Origin of the sequence: Methylibium sp., from assembly GCF_035762065.1 — a bacterium.
Taxonomy (GTDB): Bacteria; Pseudomonadota; Gammaproteobacteria; order Burkholderiales; family Burkholderiaceae_C; genus Methylibium.
Genome location: NZ_DASTPW010000029.1, coordinates 30,424 through 49,310 on the forward strand (window position 1 = coordinate 30,424; position 18,887 = coordinate 49,310).

General features: G+C 72.4%; 16 protein-coding genes. 2 read left to right on the forward strand and 14 right to left on the reverse strand.

Annotated features, from left to right (window positions below):
* Positions 1–60 precede the first annotated feature (60 nt).
* A complete protein-coding gene (locus tag VFR90_RS08325; RefSeq protein ID WP_326405645.1) occupies positions 61–1,110 on the forward strand; it encodes a DNA topoisomerase IB in 1,050 nt (349 codons plus the stop codon).
* Here the strand turns inward: VFR90_RS08325 and VFR90_RS08330 are convergent.
* From VFR90_RS08330 to VFR90_RS08390, 13 genes are all read right to left on the reverse strand, one after another.
* Positions 1,055–2,452, reverse strand: a complete 1,398-nt coding sequence (locus VFR90_RS08330) for a hypothetical protein (protein WP_326405646.1) — start codon at positions 2,450–2,452, stop codon at positions 1,055–1,057. The two genes, VFR90_RS08325 and VFR90_RS08330, sit on opposite strands and share 56 nt — an antisense overlap.
* 444 nt (positions 2,453–2,896) lie before the next feature.
* Positions 2,897–4,330 carry a hypothetical protein gene (locus VFR90_RS08335; RefSeq protein WP_326405647.1) on the reverse strand — a complete coding sequence of 478 codons (1,434 nt, stop codon included), beginning with the start codon at positions 4,328–4,330 and terminating at the stop codon, positions 2,897–2,899.
* A gap of 114 nt (positions 4,331–4,444) precedes the next feature.
* Positions 4,445–5,392 carry a glycosyltransferase gene (locus tag VFR90_RS08340; RefSeq protein ID WP_326405648.1) on the reverse strand — a complete coding sequence of 316 codons (948 nt, stop codon included), beginning with the start codon at positions 5,390–5,392 and terminating at the stop codon, positions 4,445–4,447.
* On the reverse strand, positions 5,392–6,486 hold the full coding sequence (locus VFR90_RS08345; RefSeq protein WP_414676515.1) for a glycosyltransferase family 9 protein: 1,095 nt from the start codon (positions 6,484–6,486) through the stop codon (positions 5,392–5,394). The genes VFR90_RS08340 and VFR90_RS08345 overlap by 1 nt, the downstream gene beginning before the upstream one ends.
* Before the next feature lie 35 nt (positions 6,487–6,521).
* Positions 6,522–7,547 carry a glycosyltransferase family 2 protein gene (locus VFR90_RS08350; RefSeq protein WP_326405650.1) on the reverse strand — a complete coding sequence of 342 codons (1,026 nt, stop codon included), beginning with the start codon at positions 7,545–7,547 and terminating at the stop codon, positions 6,522–6,524.
* 140 nt (positions 7,548–7,687) lie between these two features.
* Complete coding sequence (locus VFR90_RS08355) at positions 7,688–9,532, reverse strand: carbamoyltransferase family protein (RefSeq protein ID WP_326405651.1); 1,845 nt, start codon at positions 9,530–9,532, stop codon at positions 7,688–7,690.
* Positions 9,529–10,671 (reverse strand): glycosyltransferase family 9 protein, encoded by a 1,143-nt coding sequence (locus tag VFR90_RS08360; RefSeq protein ID WP_326405652.1) that lies wholly within the window; start codon positions 10,669–10,671, stop codon positions 9,529–9,531. The genes VFR90_RS08355 and VFR90_RS08360 overlap by 4 nt, the downstream gene beginning before the upstream one ends.
* Positions 10,668–11,267, reverse strand: a complete 600-nt coding sequence (locus tag VFR90_RS08365; protein ID WP_326405653.1) for a D-glycero-alpha-D-manno-heptose-1,7-bisphosphate 7-phosphatase — start codon at positions 11,265–11,267, stop codon at positions 10,668–10,670. The genes VFR90_RS08360 and VFR90_RS08365 overlap by 4 nt, the downstream gene beginning before the upstream one ends.
* 11 nt (positions 11,268–11,278) lie before the next feature.
* The gene (locus VFR90_RS08370) at positions 11,279–12,604 is read right to left on the reverse strand and encodes a glycosyltransferase family 4 protein (protein ID WP_326405681.1); all 1,326 of its coding nucleotides are present in this window, start codon (positions 12,602–12,604) and stop codon (positions 11,279–11,281) included.
* A 121-nt stretch (positions 12,605–12,725) separates the two neighbouring features.
* A complete protein-coding gene (locus VFR90_RS08375) occupies positions 12,726–13,007 on the reverse strand; it encodes a hypothetical protein (protein WP_326405654.1) in 282 nt (93 codons plus the stop codon).
* A gap of 96 nt (positions 13,008–13,103) precedes the next feature.
* A complete protein-coding gene (locus VFR90_RS08380) occupies positions 13,104–13,589 on the reverse strand; it encodes a DUF421 domain-containing protein (protein ID WP_326405655.1) in 486 nt (161 codons plus the stop codon).
* A 27-nt stretch (positions 13,590–13,616) separates the two neighbouring features.
* Positions 13,617–14,012 (reverse strand): hypothetical protein, encoded by a 396-nt coding sequence (locus VFR90_RS08385; RefSeq protein WP_326405656.1) that lies wholly within the window; start codon positions 14,010–14,012, stop codon positions 13,617–13,619.
* 43 nt (positions 14,013–14,055) lie between these two features.
* The gene (locus VFR90_RS08390; RefSeq protein ID WP_326405657.1) at positions 14,056–14,328 is read right to left on the reverse strand and encodes a GlsB/YeaQ/YmgE family stress response membrane protein; all 273 of its coding nucleotides are present in this window, start codon (positions 14,326–14,328) and stop codon (positions 14,056–14,058) included.
* Positions 14,329–14,607: 279 nt separating this feature from the next.
* On the opposite strand from VFR90_RS08390, the gene VFR90_RS08395 reads away from it, so the two are divergent.
* Positions 14,608–16,041, forward strand: coding sequence for a sigma-54-dependent transcriptional regulator (locus tag VFR90_RS08395; RefSeq protein ID WP_326405658.1), 1,434 nt, complete (start codon positions 14,608–14,610; stop codon positions 16,039–16,041).
* A gap of 42 nt (positions 16,042–16,083) precedes the next feature.
* Here the strand turns inward: VFR90_RS08395 and VFR90_RS08400 are convergent, their stop codons facing one another.
* Positions 16,084–18,783 (reverse strand): hybrid sensor histidine kinase/response regulator, encoded by a 2,700-nt coding sequence (locus VFR90_RS08400; protein WP_326405659.1) that lies wholly within the window; start codon positions 18,781–18,783, stop codon positions 16,084–16,086.
* Between the last annotated feature and the right edge of the window lie 104 nt (positions 18,784–18,887).

Sequence of the window (18,887 nt, forward strand, 5' to 3'; positions counted from 1 at the left end):
AGCGCTGTTCCCGCGGGCACGCCGGATGCTGGCGTTGCCGGATCGGCCGTGAATTCCGACATGCCGCCCGCGACCCGACTGATCCACACCGACGACCGCGGCCCCGGCCTGCGCCGCGTGCGCAAGGGGCGGGGCTTTGCCTACCTCGACCCCCAGGGCCGCGCGCTGCGCGACCGCGCCGAGATCGATCGCATCCGCAAGCTGGCGATCCCGCCGGCCTACACGCAGGTGTGGATCTGCCCCCGGCCCGACGGCCACCTGCAGGCCACCGGCCGCGACGCGCGCGGGCGCAAGCAGTACCGCTACCACCCCGAATGGCGGCGCGTGCGCGACGACGGCAAGTTCGATCGCCTCGTCGAATTCGGCCGCGCGCTGCCGCGCATCCGCGCGCGCGTCGCGACCGACCTCGCGGCGACGCCGCCGACGCGCGCCACCGTCGTGGCCACGCTGGTGCGGCTGCTCGACGCGACCTTCGTGCGCATCGGCAACCCGCAGTACGCGCGCGAGAACGGCTCCTACGGCCTCACAACGCTGAAGCCGCGCCACGCCGACGTGAGCCGCGACGCGGTGCGGCTGCACTTCAAGGGCAAGAGCGGCATCGAGCACGACGTGCGGCTCGACGACCCGCGCGTCGCGCGCATCGTGCGCCGATGCCGGCAGCTGCCCGGCCAGCAGCTGTTCACCTGGCGCGACGAGCGCGGCGAAATCACGCCGGTCGGCTCGGCCGAGGTCAACGACTACATCGCGGATGCGGCCGGAGCCGACGCGCCGCGCTTCACCGCGAAGGACTTCCGCACCTGGCACGGCAGCGTGCTCGCGCTGGAACTGGCCGGCGGCACCGAGCCGCTGACGGCGCCGCAGATCGTCAAGCAGGTGGCCGAGCGGCTGCGCAACACCGCGGCGGTCTGTCGCAAGTCCTACATCCACCCGAGCGTGCTCGAGCATTGCGCGAGGCGCCTGGCGCAGGACGGCGAGGCCGCCGGCGTCGAGCGCACCGCCGCGCCGCGCCGAGCCGCCGGGCTGGCCGCGGCGGAGCGGCGGCTGCTCGAACTGCTCAGCCCCCGGCCGCGCGGGCGTCGCGCGGCGCCTCCTGCTTGCTCACTTCCCTGATCGCGCTGCTCAGAGCGCGGCTGTCCTTGTCGAGGATGAACTGCATGACGGCGCCCGGCTGCTGACGCAGCAAAGTCTCCGGGTCGAAGCCCATGGCCTTGCCGAACCGCTCGATCGACTTCAAGGCGACGCTCATCCGCCGGCCGAGCTGGTCCTGCGTGTCCAGCTTCTCGGCGCTCGCCTGGAACTGCGTGCCGGCGCTCAGGTGAATCGCGAGTTCGCGCAGGTGGTTCTCGTCCTGGTGCGAAGTGATCGACTTGAGGTCGACGTTCGCGAGCAGCGCATTCATGCGCTCGCCGACGCTGCGCTCGAGCAGCGGCTTGACGCCGGCATCGGCGCGCTCGCGAGGACGGGCCTGTGGCGCATCCGGTCCGCGCTCCGGGCGCATCGGCGCTTCGTCGACCGGGCTGCGGCGCGTGCGCACGCTGGAGGGCTGGGAACGCGTCGGCTCCGTCCTCGCCTCCTGCCGCACCGGGCGGTCGGCTCGCTCGTCGGCCGCGTAGCGGCGGGGCCGGCTCGGGCTCGGTTCCGCAGCGGCCGGCTGCCGCCCGTACGACTGGGCAGCCTTCGGCTCCACCTCGGCGCGGCTCGGTGCCGGCCTGCGCGGGCTCGCGAATTCCGCGCGCGTCTCACTCGGCCTGGGCTGCTGCCTCGTCGCGGCGCTTGACCGGTCGTCCCCGGCGCCGCGGCGCGTGCGCGCGGCGCTTTGCTGCTGCACCGACGCCTTCAGCTGATCGAAGCCGGGGGCCACCTTGATCCCCATCTCCACTCGTCTGCGCGCCAGTTCGTACGCCTTCTTGTATTTCGCCTCGTCGGCGGCATACCGGCGCTCGTCAGGCATTTCGCTTGGCAAGGTGCGCGCGTCGGTGCGGTTATCTCGCGCCCACTCGTTCTCACGGTCGATCTCGTGCTGCTCGGTCGGCCGGTAGTGCATGGTCGGCTTCTCGATACCCATGCTCTTCAACTGCGCCTCGACCTCTTTGTGCAGCGCACGCGCCTTCTGCTCTTCCGCGCGCTCCCGCGCGCGAGCCGCGTTGCGGGCGGCGGTCGCTTCCTCGTCGATCACCGTCTCGGGCGTGAAGTCGGGCATCGTGCCGGTGCCTTGGTATTCCGCCGCCTTGATCCGTGCCTCCCGATCGACCGGCAATTCCTTCAGGATCGGCGCGTTGTCCCGCTCCTCCTGGAACTCCGCGAGCATTTGATGCAGCGATGGCTGCTTCTTGGTTTCCGTCTGGTAGGCCCTCGCTAACCACGGATCGGGACCAAGGTGGTCGTGGGTCTCCACCTCCTCGCGTTCGTGGCGCGGCTCCCAGTCGTCGGTCTCCATCGCGTTCTTCAGCATGCGACCGAGCGCGTTGCCGCCCTGCATCACGTTCTTGCCCGCCGAAGCGACGCCCTTGCTCAGCTGCTTGCCCACCGAGCCCATCCAGCTCGACGGGCTCGATGAGGCCGACCGGCGGCTCGACGCCTCGCTCGGCAGGCGTGATTCGCGCATCGAGCGGTTCGCGTCGCCCGTCGCATCACCGGCCCGCGGGCCGTTGCCGATCTGCGGTCCCCGATCGGCATTCGACCTGGCCTGCGTGCGTCCGTCCGACGACGATGAACGGGCCTCCGGCTCGGAGGAGCGCGTGCGCGTCGAGCTGTTCCAAAAAAGTTTCATCGCCGTTCCTTGCGTGTCACCAGAGCGCTGCAAGCCTAGGCCGCCCCGAGCCGGCCCCGCAACGGCGGACGAACCGCTGTGGCGGGGCGCGAAGCTCTCGGCGACACGGCAAGAGCCTCATCGCGGTCATTTCGACTTGGCCTTCTTCGGCTTCTTGTTGCCGTCGGCATCGGACTTGCGGTCGTCGTCCTTGACCTTGCCCGAGTCCTTGTCGGCCTTCACGTCCTTGTCGCCCTTGTCGTCCTTGTCGGACTTCACCTTGCCGGAGTCCTTGTCGGCCTTCATGTCCTTGTCCGCCTTGGCCTTGCCGGAGTCCTTGTCGGCCTTCACGTCCTTGTCGGTCTTGGCCTTGCCGGCGCCCTTGTCGGACTTCACGTCCTTGTCGTCCTTGCCGTCCTTGTCGGCCTTGGTCGTGCCGCCCTTGCCGGACTTCACGTCCTTGTCGGCCTTGTCGGCCTTGGTCGTGCCGCCCTTGTCGGACTTCACGTCCTTGTCGTCCTTGCCGTCCTTGTCGGCCTTGGCCGTGCCGGCGTCCTTGTCGGACTTCACGTCCTTGTCGTCCTTGTCGGCCTTGGTCGTGCCGCCCTTGTCGGCCTTCACGTCCTTGTCGTCCTTGTCGGCCTTGGTCGTGCCGGCGTCCTTGTCGCCCTTCACGTCCTTGCCGTCGTCGTCGGCCTTCACGTCAGCGTGGTCGCCGACCTTGCTGGAGCCTCCGTGGCCGCTGCTGCTCATCAGCTTCGATGCGCCTTTGCGCACCATGTCCCAGACAGCGCTGCCGCCCGAGCCGTGAGACCCGTGGGACTCGTGCGAGCCTTCCGCGTGGCTGTCTCCATGGTCGTCGTCGTGCCCGGCCTGCTTGACGTGCTCGCCGTGGCCGCTGCTGCTGCTCATCAGCTTCGATGCGCCCTTGCGCAACGTGTCCCAGACGGAACTGCCCGAGCCATGAGATCCATGCGAGCCTTTCGCGTGGCTTTCGTGGTCGTCGTCGTCATCGTCGTCGTCGTCGTCATGCTCCGCACGGCCGGCATGCTGCACATGCTCGCCATGGCCGACGGCGGGCCGGCTCATCGAGTTGATCCACGACTTCGCCGACATGCCGCTGCCGAAGTGGCTCGCGGCTTCGTCGCCGGCGGGTTCGAAGCGCGGGATGGTCCGCCCGAAGCCCGCGTCGCCGAAGGCTTCGCTCTGCCGTTCGAGCACCGAGCCGCGTGAAAGCATCTGCATGCCCGCCACGTCGGGCCCGCCGCGCTGCAGGTGCAGGGCCTGCTCGCCCAAGCCATGCTGCTCCAGCATCGGTCCGCGTGAAACGATGTGCATCGCGGCGCTGTCGCTGCCAAGCTTCGGCAGCTGCAACGCACGGTTGGCGTGCTCGTCGTGCACCACCACCGCGGTCGGGCCGCCGCGTAGCCCCATGTGCTCGGCGATCCCCGGCGGCAGCGCCTTCGGGACGATGCCCAGCATCGCGCCGGCGCCGTGCTGATGCGCCGCCTCGGGCTGGCCGGCCTTGCCAAGTTCGCCCGGTACGGAGATCTTCTTGACGATTTGGGTCATGAAACTCATGGCGATCCCCGGCTATGGATGCAGTCGCTTCGAGCGTAGCGGCGCACCCCTGGCCCGCCGGAGCGGCGCCGAAGCGCTGTGACGGTTTGCGAAGCGCCGTCGCCGCGGGCCGCCTCAGCCGGCGACGTCGCGCAGCGCCGCGTTCCAGTCGGCGACGAAGCGCTCGATGCCGAAGCGCTCGGCGGCGGTGCGCCGCGCGCCCTCGCCCCAGCGGCGCGCGAGCACCGGGTCGCGGGCCAGTTCGCGCATCACCTCGACGAGCGGCTCAAGCCGCGTGTCGGCCCAGCCGTTCTCGCCGTTGCGGATCACCGTCGCCATCTCGGTGGTGGCCAGCGCGACGATCGGCAGGCCGACCGTCATCGCCTCGACGACCGCGAGGCCCATGCTGGTCCAGCGGATCGGGTTGAAGAACCAGCGGTGCCGCGCCATCAGCCCGGGCAGCCGGTGCTGGTCGACCTCGCCGGCGCCGCCGGGCAAGGCCGTGCTGCCCATGCCGACCAGCGTCAGCGGCACCTGCTCGGCACACCGCTCGTAGACGTCGCGCCCGAGCCGGCGCCCGCGCTTCGCGAGGTGGTTGACGACGACGATGCCGCGCGCCTGGTCGCCTTCGTAGACGGCCGGCGCGACGAGGCGCACGCCGTGCTCGATCACGCGCACCGGCGTCGCGCCGGCATCCCACATCAGCGCGTTGAACGGCGTCACCTGCACCAGCAGCGCGCCGGGGTCGTCGCACCAGTGGCGGGTGTCGCTGGGGTGCTGCTGCGGCGGGTCGTGCTCGATCACGATGCGCGGCAGGCGGCGCTGGGCTTCGCTGAGCAGTTCGAGGCGATCGACCTCCCAGGCGCGGCGCGACTGGTAGACGACCACGTCGAAGTCCATGCGCTGCAAGGCTTCGACCGGCGCGTCGTGCACGTGCTCGCCCCAGGGGAGGCTGCCGCTGCGGCCCGTGCGGTGCGGCGAGCCTTCGGCGTCGCGCACCAGGTAGAGCTCGTGCGGGATCTGCGCCAGGTTGTAGAGGTAGTTGCCGTGGACGTGCCACGTCAGGATGCGCAGCCGGCGCATCAGCAGGCCACCGGCAGGCGCCGCGCGGCGGCGAGCACCTGATCGACGTGCACGCCGCTCGCGCAGGCGTGGCCGGTCGGGCAGACCGCGTGGGCGCAGGGCCGGCACTCGACCGGCTGCCACAGCACCGGGTGCAGCGCGGCGTCCAGCGGCGCCCAGCGCGCGACGTCGGCGCCGCAGCTGACGACCACGCTCGGCGTCGCGAGCGCGCTCGCCACGTGCGACAGCCCGGTGTCGTTGCACACGACCAGCTCCGCCCCCTCGACCAGCGCGCCCAGCGTCCACAGGCTGGTGCGGCCGGCGAGGGCGAGCGCCGGGTGGCGCATCGCGCGCGCAAGCGCATCGACCAGCTCGCGCTCGGGCTCGCCGCCGGTCAGCACGACGGTGAGGCCGCGCTCGGCCAGCGCATCGGCGACCGCCGCGAAGCGCTCGATGCCCCAGCGCCGCGACGGCAGCTGCGAGCCCGCATGCACGCAGGCGTAGCGGCGCGGCGGCGCGCCGTCGAACAGCGCGCGCAGCTCGCGGCGATCGGCCTCGTGCACGGGGAATTCCAGCTCGCGGCCTCGGGGCGCGAAGCCGAGCGCGGTCGTCAGCGTGAGCAGGCGATCGATCTCGTGGCCTTCGTCGGGCCAGCGCGCGAACCACGGCCCGTTGGCCTGCGGCCACCACGCCACCTCGTCGCGGAAGCCGGCGATCCGCCGCGCGCCGAAGCTCGCGACCAGCGGGTTGGCGATGCGGCCGCTGCCGTGCAGCTGCACCGCGAGATCGAACCGGCGGTCCTGCACCTGCGCGAGGAAATCGGGCAGCACGCGCACGTCGCAGGCGCGCTCGGGCAGGCCCGGGTAGCCCGGGAACTCGATGAAGCGATCGACCGGCGCGAGCCGCTCGGCCAGGCCGCGCATCCACGGCAGCCCGATCAGCGTGATCTCGGCATCGGGCAGGCCGGCACGCAGCGCGCGCAGCGCCGGCACCGCGCAGAGCATGTCGCCCAGCATCAGCGCGCGAAAGACCGCGACGCGCTCGATCGACGGGTCGCCGGCGAGCCGCGGCGCGCTCGGCACCGGCGGCGCGGCCACGGGCCGGCGCGGCGGCATCGCGACGGTCGCGGGCGCAGCCACCGCCGCGCGCCTCACCAGAACCAGACCCGCCAGTGCAGCGCGCCGCGCAGGCGCCAGTACACCGAAAGGAAGGGGATCAGCGCCGAGGTCGCCAGCATCTCGGCGACGTGCCGGGGATCGCGCGAAGTGCGCGCGAGCCGCCGGCCGGCGATCCACAGCACCTGCGCGCCGGCCATCGCGGCGCAGGCCGCGGCCAGCGTGCCGGCGCCGGCGAAGGCGGCGACCAGCGCGACCAGCGCCAGCGCGACGATCGCGTAATAGTGCCACGGCGGCGTCGCGCGGATGCGCTGGCGGTAGCGCTGGCGATGCTTCTTGTAGAGCAGCGCGTCGAACATCACGTTGCGCTGCTGGCGCAGGCTCACGCCCCAGGGCTCGGGCCGCACCGGATGCACGACGACGGCCTCGGCCGCTTCGCCGATCGGGCCGACCTCGGTCTCGAGGCGGAACTGCAGATCGGAGTCCTCGCGCCACGGGCGGGTGAAGCGCTCGTCAAAGCCGCCGACCTTCTCCAGCGCCGCGCGCCGCACGAAGGCGTTCGCGGTGACGAACTCGGCGCGTTCGAGCCCCTGGGTCATCCGCTCGTGGTCAGTCGGCTGCGAGGAGACCGGCACGCGCACGCGCCCGTGCACCGCCGCCTGCCACGGCGCGAGCGAGCGTTCGCCCTGGGCGAGCCAGTCGCGCTCGGGCACGGTGTCGTCGTCGGTGAAGGCGATCAGCTCGCCGCGCGCGGCACGCCAGCCGGCGTTGCGCGCGACCGCCGGGCCCTTGCCGCGCAGCGGGCGCAGGTAGCGCAGCGCCGGCCGCTGGCGCGCATGCACGCGGCGGCGCAGCTGCTCGACGAGCGCGCGCGTCGCGTGGTCGTGGCCGTCGTCCACGACGATCACCTCGTAGGCGTGCGCGCTCAGGTCCTGCGACAGCAGCGCGTGCAGGCAGCGCAGCAGCATCGCCGGGCGGCGGCAGGTCGGCACCACGACGGAGATGCGCGGCCGCGCGAGCGGCAGCGGGGTCGGCGATTCGAAGTCGAAGGTGTCGTTCATCGCGAGTCCTCTTGTGCAGGGACCGAGCGACCGCCGCGAATCCGGCTGCGCGGAGCCGCCGGCGGGGCCGCCAGGGCCACGAGAAGGCCCTTTCCGAGGTCCACGGGGGAGCGGCGAAGCCGCAACGGGGGTGGTCGTCATCACTTCTCGATCAGGAAGGGGCCGATGGCCAAGGCATCGAGCGGCGTGGTGAAGAAGGCCTCCAGCGCGTCCTGCGGCCGGCACACCACCGGCTGGCCGCGCACGTTGAACGAGGTGTTGACCAGCACCGGCACGCCGGTGCGGCGCTCGAAGGCCGCGAGCAGCGCGTGGAAGGCCGGGTTCGTCTGCGCGCTCACCGTCTGCACGCGCGCGGTGCCGTCGCTGTGGCAGGCCGAGGGGATGCGCTCGGCGCAGCCCGCCTTGGTGCGGTAGACGAACAGCATGAACGGCGCGGTGCCCCCGTTCGCCTCGGCCGGCTCGAACCACTGCGCGAAGCGCTCTTCCAGGATCGCCGGCGCGACCGGCCGGAAGTCCTCGCGGTCCTTGAGGTCGTTGAGCCGCTGCTGCATCGCCGGGTCGATCGGCGAGGCGAGGATCGAGCGGGCGCCGAGCGCGCGCGGGCCCCACTCCATGCGACCCTGGTACCAGCCCACGACCGCGTTGCGCGCGAGCAGCTCGGCGGTCGCCTCGGCGAGGTCGTCGGGCCGGCGGTAGTCCAGCTTGGCCCAGCGCAGCAGTTCCTCGATCTGCGCCTCGGACCAGGACGGCCCGAGGTAGGCGTGCTCCATCGTCCAGCGCCGCTCGGCCAAAGGCACCGCGACCGGCTCGTTCGGCGCCGGCTCGGCCACCGGCGCGACGCTCTCGTGCGGACGTTCGCGCGCGTCGATCCACAAGGCCGCGCCGAGCGCGGTGCCGGCGTCGCCGGCCGCCGGCTGCACCCAGACCGCGTCGAACAAGCCGCTGTCGCGCAGCTTCGCGTTCATCACGCAGTTCAGCGCGACGCCGCCGGCCATGGCGAGCTTCGATTCGCCGCTCGTCTCGCGCAGCCAGCGCGCGAGCTTGCCGACGGTGTCCTCCAGCACCACCTGCAGCGAGGCGGCGATGTCGAAGTGATGCTGCGACAGCGGCTCGTCGAGCGCGCGCGCCGGCCCGAGCACGCGCGCCATGTCGATCGCCTCGATGCGGTAGCGGCCGTCGCTCCCCACGTGCACGTGCTGTTCGAGCGCGCCGGCCAGCTTCGGCCGGCCGAGCGCGGCCAGCGCCATCACCTTGTATTCGTCGCTCGAGCCGAGGAAGCCCAGGTGCATCGTCACCCGCTCGTACAGCAGCCCGAGCGAATGCGGCATGCGCACCTCGCCGAGCGGGCGGTAGCTGCCGGCGCGGCCCTGCTCGTGGCCGCGGTAGACGCCGTAGGTGGTGGTCGCTTCCTCGCCGCGGCCGTCGAGCGTGAGCACCGCGCAGCGGTCGAAGGGCGCGGCCAGGAAGGCGCTGGCCTGGTGGCACAGATGGTGATCGACGTGATGGAAGCGCCAGCGCGGCTGCGCCTGCCCGGCCGGCTTCGCGAGCCGGCGGCGCAGGTGGTGCGGCGCGCCGTCGGCCAGGTGGCGCGGCACGCTCTGCATGTAGGCGAGGAACAGCGGGTCCCAGCGGTTGTCCCACGCGCGCAAAGCGCGCACTCCACGATCCTCGCGCGTGGGGCGCGACTCGGCGTCCGGCAGCACGAACGGCCCGGCAGGCGAGAGGCCGTCGTCGCGGTGCGCGACGAAGGCCTGCGGGTCGAAGCTGTAGGCGACGTGGTCGACGTCGTGCAGCTTGATGCCCGCCGCTTCGAGGCAGTGGTCGATCGCATGGAAGGGCAGCTCCCAGGCGCTGAACGGCAGCGCGCGCTTCGCGTGCTTGATGCGCGTGTAGCGCTCTTCCTCCGAAGCCGCGACGACGAGCCCGTCGACGACGATCGCCGCCGACGAATCGTGGAAGGCGGCGTTGATGCCGAGCGTGATCATGCAAAGGCCTCGTGATGGCGCGCCACGACGGCGCCGTTCGTCCCGATCAGTTCCATCGCCGCCTGCACGGCCTCGGCGACCTCGACGCCGAGCAGGCAGGCGTGGTGCCCTTGCGGGCAGACGCTCTTCAGGCAGTCGCGGCACGGCACCTCGCGATGCAGCACCCGCGCGTTGGCCTGCCAGGGCGTGTGCTGCGGATTCGTCAGCGCATAAAGCTCGACCAGCGGCGTGCCCAGCGCCGCCGCGATGTGCGCCGGCCCGCTGTTGTTCGCGAGCAGCAGCCGCGCCTCGGCGATCAGCGCCGCGAGCTCGCCCAAGCTCAGGTCGTCGAGCACCAGCGACGGCAGCCCGCCCAGCGCCGCGCGCGCCGCCTGCAGCAGCGGCGCCTCGCCGGGCCCGCCGGTGAAGACGACGCCGAGGCCGCGCGCGCGCGCGATCTGCGCTGCCGCCGCCCCGAAGCGCTCGGCCGGCCAGCGGCGCGACGGCGCGCTCGCGCCGGGATGCACGACGACGAAGCCGCCGCGGCCGGGCAAGGCCTGCGCGACGCGCTCGCACATGCGCCGCCGCACCGCGGGCTCGCAGCGCAGCCGCAGGCGGGTATCGAGCGCATGCATGCCGACCGAGGCGACGAGGTCGAGCTGCCGGCGCACCTCGTGCCGCAGGCCGGGGCCGACCTCGTCGCGGTCGCGCACCCAGTCGCTCAGCAGCGCATAGGGGTTCTCGCGGCTGTGCGCGAGCCGCAGCTCGATGCCGGCCATGCGGCAGACCAGCGCCGCCGGCAGCGCGCTTTGCGTGCAGACGGTGAAGATCACCGCCGCGTCGAAGCCGCCGTCGGCCAGCCGCTCGACGAGGCGGCGCTCGACCACGCCAGGGACCGCCTGCGACGCCGCCTTCACGCCGGCGGCGACCCACGGGGCCTCGACCGCGATGCTCGCGTCGATGTCGGGCAGCAGCGGCACCGCCTGGGCGGCGCCGGGCGAGGCGAGCAGCGTGATCTGCGCGGCCGGCAGCCCGGCGCGCAGCGCGGCGATCGCCGGCGTGGTCATCAGCAGGTCGCCGAGGTTGTCGAGCCGCACCACCAGCAGGCGGCGCACGCGACGCCAGCGGCGGATGCGGTCGAGATCGATGGCTTCGCTCATCGCCGCTGCGCGCTGGCTTCGGCGCCGCCGTCGTCCGCGCTGCCGCGGTGGCGCAGGATGTGGCTGGCAGCTTCGAGCAGATCGGCGCAGCGCCGCTCGGGCGTGCGCAGCGGGCTCATGCGCCAGACCGTTTCGTTGCCGACGTCGAGCAGCAGCGAGCGCGCGCCGGCGCGCCGGCCGGCTTCGACGTCGTCGAGGATGTCGCCCACCATCCAGGAGGCCGCGAGGTCGAGCCGGTGCGCGACCGCCGCCTGACGCAGCATGCCGGGCGCGGGCTTGCGACACAGGCAGGAGTTCGTCGGCGTGGCGGGCGCATGCGGGCAGACCATGAAGTCGGTCAGCGTCACGCCGCCTTCCTCGCGGATGCGCGTGCGCAGCGCGTCTTCGAGCACCTGGAACTCGGCGCGCCGGAAGCGCCCGAGCGCGAGGCCCGGCTGGTTGGTGACGACCACGAGCGCAAAGCCCGCATCGGCCAGCGCGCGCAACGCGGGCAGCGCGCCGCGGGTGAAGCGCAGCTGGCTCGGATCGACGTTGTAGGGCACGTTCTCGACCAGCGTGCCGTCCTTGTCCAAGAACACCGCGGGGCGCAGCGCCATCGAAGCGGGCCTCATGTGGACGAGCCGAGCGCGTGCACGCGCTCGAACGCGGCGCCCGGCACGAGATGCAGCGAAGGCAGCGTGCCCAGGCGCGGCTGCGCGTCCGCGGGCCGGCGCCGCGCAAGCCGCACCCAGCGGAACACCTCGAGCAACTCGCTGGCGACCTGCTCCCAGGTGAAGTTCGCCCGCACCCGCTTGAGCCCGGCCGCGCCGAGCGTGCGCGCATGCAGCGGGCGGCGCGCGAGCAGGTCGAGCCGCTCGGCCAGCGCCGCGTCGTCCTTCGGCGGGACGAGGTAGCCGGTGCGGCCGTCGACCACCGAATGCTGGATGCCGCCGACGCGCGAGCCGACCACCGGCGTCGCGCAGGCCATCGCCTCCAGCGGCGTGATGCCGAAGGGCTCGTACCAGGGCGTGGTGACGAAGACATCGGCGGCCGAGTACCAGCGCGCGAGATCGTCGCCGCCGCGCGCGCCGACGAAATGCACCCGGTCGCCGGCACCGCATTCGGCCGCGACGCCGCGCAGCCGCGCGATCTCCGGGTCGCGCTGCTCGTCGGGGCACGGGCCCGAGCCGCCGACGACGTACAGCCGCGGCCGCAGCGCCGCGTCGAGCCGCGCGACCGCGCGGATCACGTTGTCGATGCCCTTGCGCGCGACCAGCCGGCCGAGCTGCAAGACGATGAAGGCGTCGTTGGGCAGGCCCAGCGCCGCCCGCGAGGCGCCCTTGCCGAGCGGGCGGAAGCGCTCGGTGTCGACGCCGCAGGGCACGCTGTGGATCTGTCCCGGCGACGCACGGTAGAGCTCCACCAGATCCTTCTTGTCCTGCGGGCATTCGGCGATCACCGCGTCGCTGCGCTGGACGAGCCGGTCCTCGATGGCGAGGCGGTCCTCGGGGAAGACGTCGCTGCCGCCCTGGTGCAGGCGGCGCACGCGGCCCAGCGCGTGGAAGGTCGTCACCAGCGGCAGGCCGAAGCGCCGCTGCAGCCGCATGCCGACCCAGCCCGACATGAAGAAGTTGGCGTGGATCACGTCGTAGCGCCGACTCGCGGCGACCGCGCGCTCGGCCTGGCGTGCGAACTGCGGCATGTGCTCGAGCAACCGCTCCTTCGCCACGAAGCTCGCCGGCCCCGCGTCGACGTGCAGCACGCGCAGGCCTGGACGCAGATCCACGACCGGCCGCTGCGCCGGCGCATCGCGCCGCGTGAACACGTCGACCTGGTGCCCCGCTTGCGCGAGACAGCGGCCGACCTGGGCGACGTAGACGTTCTGGCCGCCGCAGTCGACGCCGCCAGGCTGCGCGAGCGGTGAAGCGTGCTCGCTGATCATCGCGATACGCAGGTGATCGGAATGCATGGTGTTTTCGCGGAGGGTGAGAAGCGGTTCGCGCCTTAACGGCAATCACCGTGCCGAAGCGCTTCTCGGGCGCTTCATCGACCGCCGCGCCCCGCCCGCGCGAACCTCACCCGACCGAGCTGCCCGAAATGCCGGGCTTGCGATCGCTCGTCGAGGCCTCCGGCTCCTGCAGCGCGTCGTTCTGCACGCCGGGCGCGAGCAGGTCGTCGGTGCGGGCGGTCTTCAGCGCCGTGTTGGCAGCCGGCACGTTGCCGCCCTCGCCTTCCCAGCGCTGCAGCGGCTCGGCCTTCGTGCCTCGCGGGGCTTGCAGCTGGCGCTGCCGGCGCAGGCTCGAATAGACGCTGAAGCCGACGAGGCCCAACGCGGCGGTGGTGATCAGGGATTTCATGGCGCTTCTCCTGTGAGAGGCACCGGTCTCGGACGCCGATGCCGCAAGGCGGTTCGGCAAGCGTCATGCCGCGCGGAGCGCGAGCGCTTCAGCGCTTCAGCGCTTGATCGCGCTGATCTGCCCGTCGGGCTCCATGTAGGCCTCCTTGACCACTTCGAGGCGCTCGATGCCCTGCTCGCGCAGCTTGAACACCAGATCCTCTCGGGTCATCAGCTCGCGGCGCATGTTCGCTTCGACGAAGCGGCCGCGTCGCACCAGCAGCAGCGGCTGGGGCGCGGTGAAGCGGCGCAGCGGCGGGAAGCGCCAGCTCGCCCAGTCGACGAGCAGGTTCCAGCCGGCGAGCGTGGCGACCAGCAGGAAGCCTTCGGCGATCGTCTCGTACTGGCCGCCCATCGCGTTCTGCGAGGCGTCGGCGATCAGCACGATGAGCAGCACATCGGCGATGCCGAGGCCGCTCACATCGCGCCGGAGCACAACGCGGAACAGGCCGAACAGGAACCAGTAGACGGCCGTGCCGCGCAACACCAGTTCGAGCGGCGAGGTCCTGAACTCGAACAGCTGGGCGACGTCGTGGGCCGTCATCGGCGGCTCCACGCGCGCCCGGCCCGATCAGTTGCTGCGGCCCATCCGGCCGAACACCATGCCGGCAACGAAGGCACAGGCGACCCAGGTCAAGGGATGCTGGCGCACCGAGGCGCGCGAATCCTCGGCCCAGCGTTCCTGGGCGGCGCCGAGCTGGTCGGCCCGCCGGCTGAGTTCGCCGCCGGCCTGATCGGCGCTGCTGCGCAGCCGATCGACCGCGGGCGCGACGCGCTCGAAGGTGCGATCGACCAGCGCATGCGCGCCGCTGGCCACGCGCTCGGCAAGCCGGCGCAGATCCGCGCTGCGGCGGCCGGGCTCGGCCGAACCGTCGCCGTTGCCTGCAGAAAGCCCCGCGGCGCCGGACGACTCGCCAGCGGTAGGGAACGGCGGGACGGAGGATGAGGAGGAGGGAAAGGTGGCCATGTCAGCGTCCGGGAAAGTGAGAGGAAGAAGACGGCAGAAGCGACTAGCGCGCCGTGCCGCGCCGCAGCAGGTTGACGATCGCCAGCAGGATCACCGCGCCGAGGAAGGACACGAGCAACGCGCCGATGCTGAAGGCGCCCTGGTTGATGGTCGGCAGGCCGAGCAGCGGCGAGATCAGCCAACCGCCGAGCGCGGCACCGACGATGCCGACCACGACGTTGAGGATCACGCCCTGTTGGGCATCGGTGCGCATCACCTTGCTGGCGGCCCAGCCCAGCAAACCACCGACCACGAGCCACACGAGAAGATTGACCATGACGGGCCTCGAAAAAGTAGTGACGGAGTGCATCACCAGGGGCAACGGCTGTGCCCAGAAAAGACAGCGTCGCAAGCGTCGCTCAGGCCTTGTCCTACAAGCCGGTGGCGTCCGGTCGATTAATGTGAGGTTCGAAGACGGCGGCGTCTTACATTGCTACGGCAATCGCTACGTGCGTCGCGGCTTCTTACCTCGCGTCGCCGCCCCGTTGCCACCGTCGCCTCGCCGGCGCCAACTTCGCCGCCGGTGGCCCACCGAACACGACCCAATTCCCGCCCCATGCCTCACGCCCTGATCGTCGAAGACGACGCCGACGCCGCCGAAATGATGGCGGCGCTGGTTGCCAACGAGAAATTCACCGTCGCGACCGCACTGAGCTTGCGCGACGCGCGCCGCCAGATCGCGATGCAGCCGCCCGACCTGGTGCTGCTCGACCTGCAGCTGCCCGACGGCAACGGCATGGATCTGCTGAAAGAGAACGAGGTCCTCGCGCATGCCGAGATCGTGCTGATCACGGGCCATGCGAGCCTGGAAAGCTCGATCCAGGCGCTGCGCCTCGGCGCTGCCGACTACCTGGTCAAGCCGGTCAATTTCAAGCAGCTGCAAGGCATCCTGTCGCGCGTGACCAAGCCCTCGGTGCTGAAGGCCGAGCTCGACACGCTGCAGAAGCAGTGGGAGAAAACCGGCCGCTTCGGCCACCTCTACGGTCGCGCGGCGCCGATGCGCCGGCTCTACGAGCAGATCTCGCGCGTGGCAGGCACCGCGGTGACGGTGTTCATCACCGGCGAAAGCGGCAGCGGCAAGGAGGTCGTCGCGCGCACCGTGCACGACCTCAGCCGCCGCCGCAAGGAGCCCTTCCTCGCGGTCAACTGCGGCGCGATCTCGCCGAACCTGATGGAGAGCGAGATCTTCGGCCACGAGAAGGGCAGCTTCACCGGCGCCGACCGCCAGCACCTCGGCTTCTTCGAGCGCGCCCACGGCGGCACGCTGTTCCTCGACGAGATCACCGAGATGCCGCTCGAGCTGCAGGTGAAGCTCCTGCGCGTGCTCGAGACCGGCACCTTCATGCGCGTGGGCTCGACGCACACGCTCGAAAGCGACGTGCGCGTGATCGCCGCGACGAACCGCGCGCCCGAGGAGGCGGTCGCGAGCGGCAAGCTGCGCGAGGACCTGCTGTACCGGCTCAATGTCTTCCCGCTGCACCTGCCACCGCTGCGCGACCGGCTCGACGACGTGCCGCTGCTGGCCGAGCACTTCCTCACCGCGATCGGCGAACAGGAAAAGCGCATGAAGCGCTTCGCGCCGACGGCCGTCGAGGCGCTGCAGCACCATCACTGGCCGGGCAACGTGCGCGAGCTGCGCAACGCGGTGCAGCGCGCCTACGTGATGGCCGAGGCCGACATGGTCAGCGCCGACTGGCTGCCCGGCGGCGCCGCGATCACCGCGCCGGCGGCGCCGGCGGCCGCGGCGCAGGCCGAGCCGCTGCGCAGCGGCGCTGCGGTCACGATCCCGATCGGCACCTCGATGGCCGAGGCCGAGCGGCTGCTGATCCTCGCGACGCTGCGGCACTGCGACCACCACAAGGAGCGCACCGCCGCCGTGCTCGGCATCAGCCTGAAGACGCTCTACAACCGGCTCAAGGACTACGCGCGCGACCAGCAGGGCGAAGGCGGCACGGCCGAGTCGGGCAGCAACGAGAGCGTCGCCGCCTGAGCGGCGACGGGCCGCGCGCCCTCGCGCGCGACCGCACCGGCTTCAGTCCTCGCGCACCGCCGGCTCGGCCACCGCGGCGGGCGCTTGCTCGATGCCCTCGAGCAGCGCATCGAGCGCGGCCGGGTCGACCGGCTTGACCCAGTGCTCGTCGAAGCCGGCGGCGATCGAGGCCGCCTGGTCGCGCTCCTGCCCCCAGCCGCTGACGGCCACGAGCCGCATCGCGCGCCCCCACGGCTCGGTGCGCAGCCGGCGAGCGAGGTCGTGACCGTCGAGGCCGGGCATGCCGATGTCGAGCAGCGCGAGCTGCGGCCGGAAGGTCTCGGCGCGCTGCAGCGCGTCGAGGCCGTCGTGCGCGACGCGCGTGTCGTGGCCGCGCAGCCGCACGATGGTGTTCAGGCTGTCGGCGGCGTCGATGTTGTCGTCCGCGATGAGCACGCGCAGCGCGGTGCGCGTGTGCCCGCGCGCGTCGGTCGTCACGATGCGCGGAGGTGCCAGCGCGCCCTCGCCGACCGGCGCGGCCAGCGGCAGGCGCACGACGAAGCGGCTGCCCTGCCCCGGCCCGCGGCTCGAGGCTTCGAGCTCGCCGCCGTGCATCAGCACCAGCTTGCGCGCGATCGCCAGGCCGATGCCGAGGCCGCCGCGGCTGCGGTCGAGCGTGCGGTCGACCTGCGTGAACATCTCGAAGACGCGCGGCAGCATGTCGGCGGCGATGCCGCGGCCGTCGTCCTCGACGCTGATGCGCGCCCATTCGCCGTCGGGTTCCAGGCTCACCCGCACCCGGCCCTGCTGCGGCGTGTACTTCGCGGCGTTGTTCAGCAGGTTGGCGACGACCTGGCAGACGCGCGTGACGTCCGCATCGATGAACAGCGGCTCGGGCGGCAGCGAGATGGTGAGCCGGTGGCCGGCGGCCTGGATCAGCGGCTGGCTGGTCTCGACCGCCTCGCGCACCGCGTCCGCCGCGTCGATGCGGTGGCGCTGCAGCTCCAGCTTGCCGCCGCTGACGCGGGCGACATCGAGCAGGTCGTCGATCAGCCGGACCATGTGCGCGATCTGCCGCTCCATGATCGACAGCGGTTTCTCGACCGCGGCGTTCGCGCCGGACAGCACACGCAGCAGGTGCACGCCGTTGCGCAGCGGCGCGAGCGGGTTGCGCAGCTCGTGCGCCAGCGTGGCGATGAACTCGTCCTTGCGGCGGTCGGCCTCGGCCAGTGCGTCCTCGGCCTGCTTGCGCTCGGTGATGTCCTCCGCCATGTAGCAGTAGCGCGCCGCCGCGTCGGTGCCGGGATCGACCGCGCAAACCGTCGCGCGGTACCGCATCGTCTGGCCCTGCATCGCCTGCGAGTACTCGAAGACCAGCGGCACGCCGAGCGTGGCGCTGCGCTGGTAGTGCGTGCGCCACAGCGCGATCATCTCGGGCGTCGCCCCCAGCTCGCTGGCGCGTCGGTTCTCGGTGGCGCCGGGCGGCACGCCGAAGATGCGGCAACTCACGGGGTTGTCGTGCAGATGCAGGATGTCGCCGTCGTCGGTCAGCGAAACCACGCCGAGCCCCGCCGGCGCGTTGTCGAAGAAGGCGCGCAGCGTCGCGTCGGTGCGGCGCAGCGAGGCCTCGATCTGCACGCGGTCGGTGATGTCGGCGAACAGCAGCAGGCTGCCGGTGACGCGGCCGGAGGTGTCGGCCAGGGGCGCGGCCGACATCCGCACCTCGACGCTGCGGCCGTCGGCGCGCGCCAGCGAGGCCTGCGCGTCGCTGAGCACCACGCCGCGGCGCACCTGCTCGATCTGCTCCGCGAAGGCGGCCTCCGCCTCGGGCGGCACGACCGCCAGCGGCCGATCGACCGCCTCGCTGGCCGAAAGCCCGAAGAGCCGTTCGGCCGCGCCGTTCCACAGCCGCACGACCGCCGGTTCGTGGTCGAGCACGACCACGCCGAGCGGCGAGGACTGCACCACCACGTACAGCGCCTCGTGCGCCTGCAGCAGCCGCCGCTCCGATTCGCGCAAGGCGCCGACGTCGCGGAACACCCGCACCGCGCCGACGCGGCGGCCGCCCTCGTCAAAGATCGGCGCGACCGAAGCCTCGATCGCGACCGCGGCCGCCTCGCCTTCGCGCCGGCGCAGCCGCCCGCTCTGCGGCGGCTGCGGCCCGGGCGACGCCGGCGCGGCGACGTGGTCGAACTCGACGTCGAAGACCTCGCCCAGCGGCCGGCCGATCGACTGCGCGACGCTCCAGCCGGTCAGCCGCGAGGCTTCGGCGTTGGTCGAGACGATGCGGTCCTCGGCGTCGCTGACCAGCACGCCGTCGGGGATCGAGGCCAGCGTGATCGCGAGCCGGCGGCGTTCGGTCTCGCAGGCTTCCTCGGCGGCGCGCCGCTGCTCGACTTCGCGCACCAGCCGCCGCCGCGCGCGGTGCAGCGCGTGGCCGAACAGCACGATCAGCCCGGCCGAGAAGGCGTAGCCGCCCGCCGCCGCCAGTTCCAGCGGGCCCCAGCCCTGCGCGAACCAGCTGTCCGGCATGAACCACTGCCGCGCGGCGATGAAGCCGAGCAGCGCCACCGCCACCGCCGGCAGCGCGCCGGCGACCCACACCGCGACCGCGACGGCGCCGTACAGCGTCACCAGCGGCATGCGATCGCCGAGCATCGGCTGCAAGGCCCAGCGCAGCAGCAAGGCCAGGCCGAGCGCGAGCGCGGCCCAGGCCCAGCGGCGCGGGCCGATGTCGGCAGGCGAAGTCGAAGGCGACGGCATCGTCGGCATGGTCACACAGCCCCGCCGGCGAATGCGGGGGGCGCCCGCCGCGTTCGGGGCTGTCGGTCTCGAGGGTTCAGGGCAGAGGGATCGGCAGGGCTCCG